Source organism: Halomonas sp. G15 (assembly GCF_021282295.1).
GTDB lineage: Bacteria > Pseudomonadota > Gammaproteobacteria > Pseudomonadales > Halomonadaceae > Halomonas > Halomonas alimentaria.
In genome coordinates this window covers 1-4,226 of the sequence record NZ_JAJSPA010000073.1, presented here as the reverse complement: position 1 = coordinate 4,226, position 4,226 = coordinate 1, and the positions used below count along the sequence as shown (strand labels likewise).

The 4,226-nt window shown below is 70.7% G+C and carries 3 protein-coding genes and 1 pseudogene; 3 read left to right on the top strand and 1 reads right to left on the bottom strand.

The window, feature by feature from the left end; genetic code table 11:
* A pseudogene (locus LWH48_RS17880) lies at positions 1 to 640 on the bottom strand (tetratricopeptide repeat protein); the annotation flags it as partial.
* Between the two features lie 164 nt (positions 641 to 804).
* Between LWH48_RS17880 and hemA the strand changes: the two are divergent.
* Genes hemA through prmC form a run of 3 tightly spaced genes read left to right on the top strand, consistent with a single transcriptional unit; the run spans position 805 to position 4,042 of the window.
* Positions 805 to 2,073 (top strand): glutamyl-tRNA reductase, encoded by a 1,269-nt coding sequence (gene hemA / locus LWH48_RS17875; protein ID WP_232913644.1) that lies wholly within the window; start codon positions 805 to 807, stop codon positions 2,071 to 2,073.
* A gap of 9 nt (positions 2,074 to 2,082) precedes the next feature.
* Positions 2,083 to 3,174 (top strand): peptide chain release factor 1, encoded by a 1,092-nt coding sequence (gene prfA / locus LWH48_RS17870; protein WP_232913643.1) that lies wholly within the window; start codon positions 2,083 to 2,085, stop codon positions 3,172 to 3,174.
* 16 nt (positions 3,175 to 3,190) lie between these two features.
* Positions 3,191 to 4,042: a peptide chain release factor N(5)-glutamine methyltransferase gene (prmC, locus tag LWH48_RS17865; protein WP_232913645.1), complete on the top strand. Its 852-nt coding sequence runs from the start codon at positions 3,191 to 3,193 to the stop codon at positions 4,040 to 4,042.
* The last annotated feature ends 184 nt before the right edge of the window (positions 4,043 to 4,226 follow it).

Here is a 4,226-nt window from a genome sequence, read left to right as displayed (position 1 = left end):
GTTCGGCGGCGTCGGTTTCGCCGACGGCCACCTCGAGCATTGCGGTGGCGAGCTCGGCGTCATGGCGGCGGGCATCCTCGGGTGCCGTGGCCAGGTAGTCGCGCAGCCTGGACAGTAGCGGGGCAGGGTCGGCGTTGGCGGCCAGGGCGGATTCGACCAGCGGCGAGATCTCGCTGTCGCCGCCCTCCCGAACCAGTGCCAGCCGCTGGCGCAGCGCTTCGTCCCAGTCGCCGCGCTGCACGGCGAGGCCGGCCAGCAGCCGGGCCGGCGCGGGGCTGCCGGGAGCCAGCCCCTGCCACTCCCGGGCGGCTCGGTCGAGCAGCTCGGGTTCGTTGCCGAAGCTGGCAGCAAGTGCCGCCCGCTCCGCCAGGCCGGCGCTGCGGTAGCGTTGGCTTGCGGTAAGATAGCCCTCGGCCGCACGTCGGTAATCACCGCGCTGGCCGGCCAGCTCCGCGGTGATCAGCCCGGCCAGGCCTTCGGCGTCGAGGCCGCGCTCGATGGGCGGGGCACCGGCCAGCGGGTCCTCCATCAGCGAGGCATCGTCGTCGGCGAGCGGCCACGCCTGGCAGCCGGCCAACAACAGGGCCAGTGCCGGCATCGCCAGAGGCAGGGGTAACAGGGAAAGCGGAGCGCGGGCCATGGGGGTCTCGCTTGCGGTGCGGTGGACTCAGCATAACGGCTCGGCCGGCGTGGGCAAAGGCAAGCGGTGGGGTGCGCCCTTCGCCTTTCGGCTGTGATAGAATCCTCGCGCCTCGATCGCGAGGCCGTAATGGCCGCACACCCCACGTTCAAGATGCCCGACGCATGACGCTGCTTGCCCTTGGAATCAATCACCGAACCGCCACCGTGGAGGTGCGCGAGCAGGTGGCCTTCGACCCCGCCGAGCTGGATGCCGCGCTGGGCGAACTGCGTGGCCTGCCCGAGGTAAAGGAGGCGGCCGTCCTCTCCACCTGCAATCGCACCGAGCTCTACTGCGTGACCGAGCCCGAAGGGGAGGTGGCCATCCTGGACTGGCTGGGCCGCTTCCACGGCCTGCCGGTCGATGACCTCTCGAAGTGCGCCTATCATTACCTGGACAACGACGCCGCCCGCCACCTGATGCGGGTGGCGGTGGGGCTGGACTCCATGGTGCTGGGCGAGCCGCAGATCCTCGGCCAGCTCAAGGATGCCTACCAGGCCAGTCGTCTGGGGCGTGGCCTGGGCAAGGAGCTGGAGTGCCTGTTCCAGCACACCTTCGCCGTGGCCAAGCAGGTGCGCACCGAGACCGGCATCGGTCGCAACCCGGTGTCGGTGGCCTATGCGGCGGTGAGCCTGGCCAGCCGCATCTTCGATGACTTCGGCCGCGCCAGGGCGCTGCTGATCGGTGCCGGCGAGACCATCGAGCTGGTGGCCCGCCATCTGGTGGAGGCGGGCGTCAGCCAGCTTACCGTGGCCAACCGCACCCGCGAGCGCGGCGAGCTTCTGGCCGCGCCGCTGGGTGGCCGGGCGATCACCCTGGATGCCATCCCCGACGCCCTGGCCGATGCCGATATCGTCATCTCCTCCACCGCGGCTCCGCTGCCGATCCTCGGCAAGGGCATGGTGGAGCGGGCGCTGAAGAAGCGCCGTCACCGGCCGATCTTCATGGTCGATATCGCCGTGCCCCGGGACATCGAGCCCGAGGTGGGCCAGCTGGCCGACATCTTCCTGTATACGGTGGATGACCTTCAGGAGGTGATCGCGGAGAACCGCCGCCACCGCCAGGTGGCCGCCGACCAGGCGGAGTCGCTGATCGAGCACGGCGTGGGTGCCTGGCTGCATGACCGTCGCATCCGCAGCGGCGGCGAGCTGATCCATGACTACCGCTCCCGTGGCGAGGCGCAGCGCGACCACTCCCTGGAGCAGGCCCTGGCGCGGCTCGGTCGCGGCGAGGATCCCGAGGCCGTGGTGCGGCGCCTGGCCCACCAGCTCACCAACCGGCTGCTGCACGGCCCCACCGTGGCGCTGCGCGAGGCCGCCTCCGCAGAACGCCACGACCTGCTCGAGGCGGCCAGCGTGCTGCTGCTCGAGGCGACCCCCGACAAGACCCGATAGGACCGATTCATGAAAGCTTCCCTGCGTGCGCGTCTCGACGCCTTCGGCGAGCGCTTCGAGGAGCTCGCCGCCCTGCTGGCGGAGCCCGAGGTGATCGGCGACCAGGCCCGCTTCCGCGACTACTCCCGTGAATATGCCGAGCTCGAGTCCCTGGTGGAGGCGTGGCGGGAATATCGCGCCGTGGAGGACGATATCGAGGACGCCGCACAGCTCGCCTCCGACAGTGACCCCGAGATGCGCGAGCTGGCCGAGCTCGAGCTGGCCGAGAGTCGCGAGAAGCGTGACGCCCTGGAGGTGACCCTCAAGCGCCTGCTGGTGCCGAAAGACCCCGACGATGGCCGTGGCGTCTTCCTCGAGGTGCGCGCCGGTACCGGTGGCGACGAGGCGGCGCTGTTCGCCGGCGACCTGTTCCGCATGTACTCCCGCTACGCCGAGAAGCACGGCTGGAAGGTGGAGGTGATCAGCGCCAGCCACGGCGAGCAGGGCGGCTACAAGGAGATCATCGCGCGCATCAAGGGCGAGGGGGCCTACGCCCGGCTCAAGTTCGAATCCGGCGCCCACCGCGTGCAGCGCGTGCCGGCCACCGAGTCCCAGGGGCGCATCCACACCTCCGCCTGCACCGTGGCGGTGATGCCCGAGGTGGAGGCGGTGGGCGACATCGACCTCGACCCGGGCGACCTGCGCGTGGACACCTTCCGCTCCAGCGGCGCCGGCGGCCAGCACGTCAACACCACCGACTCCGCCATCCGCATCACCCACCTGCCCAGTGGCGTGGTGGTGGAGTGCCAGGAGGAGCGCAGCCAGCACAAGAACCGCGCCAAGGCGATGTCACTGCTCGCCGCCCGGCTCAAGCAGCATGCCGTGGACAGCCAGCGCCAGCAGCAGGCCGATACCCGGCGCTCCCTGGTGGGCTCCGGGGATCGCAGCGAGCGCATCCGCACCTACAACTTTCCCCAGGGGCGGGTCACCGACCACCGCATCAACCTCACCCTCTACAAGCTCGCCGAAGTGATTGGCGGCGAACACCTCGATGAGGTGATCGAGCCGCTGATCCACGAGTATCAGGCCGAACAGCTCGCCGCCCTGCAGCAGGAGGCCTGAGGTGACGGGCGGGAGAGTGACCCTGGACGCCCTGCTGGCGGAGGCCGCGGCGAGTCTGCTTGCGGCGGGCTCGCCGTCGGCCCGCCTCGATGCCGAGGTACTGCTCTGCCATGTGCTGGGTGTCGAGCGCACCTGGCTCTACACCTGGGGCGACCGCGACGCCGACGGCGAGGCGACAGAGCGCTTTCGGGCGCTGCTGGCGCGCCGCATGACGGGTGAGCCGGTAGCCTACCTCACCGGCGAGCGCGAGTTCTGGGGGCTTACCCTGGCCACCGACCCAAGCACCCTGATTCCGCGCCCCGATACCGAGACCCTGGTCGAGGCGGCGCTGGCCCTGGCCACGACGCCTGGCGGGCGGCTGCTCGACCTGGGCACCGGCAGCGGCGCCATCGCCCTGGCGTTTGCCAGCGAACGCCCCGGCTGGTGCGTGCTGGGCCTGGATATCCGCCCCGAGGCGGTGTCCCTGGCGCGACAAAATGCCGCGCGGCACGACCTGGCCAACGTCGTGTTCGACGAGAGCGACTGGTTCGCCGCCCTGGCCGGGCAGGGCGAGGATGCCCGCTTCGACCTGGTGGTCTCCAACCCCCCCTATATCGCCGCGGACGACCCGCACCTGGCCGAGGGCGACGTGCGCTTCGAGCCGCGCTCGGCGCTGGTGGCCGGTGGCGAGGGCCTGGCCGACCTGCGCCACCTGGCGGCGGCGGCACGCGAGCACCTGCTGCCCGGCGGCTGGCTGCTGCTGGAGCACGGCTTTCGCCAGGCCGAGGCGGTGCGTGAGGCACTGGTGGAGGCGGGCTACGCCGAGGTGGCCAGCCGCCGCGACCTCGCCGGCCACGAGCGCATCAGCCTGGGGCGTCAGCCGGCCTGAGTCAGGCCACAGAGCAATCGCAGTTGCAGAAACCAAGGGGCGCTGGTGACAAGCCGTAGAGGAGGTCCTACGCCAGGGATGGCGTCGGTAGCAATGGGATGGAGTCCTCCCCACCCTATATCGGCGTCATTGCGCCACACTGGTGGGCGGGAACACCAACCAGCCTGAGGGTGAGGAGAACTCG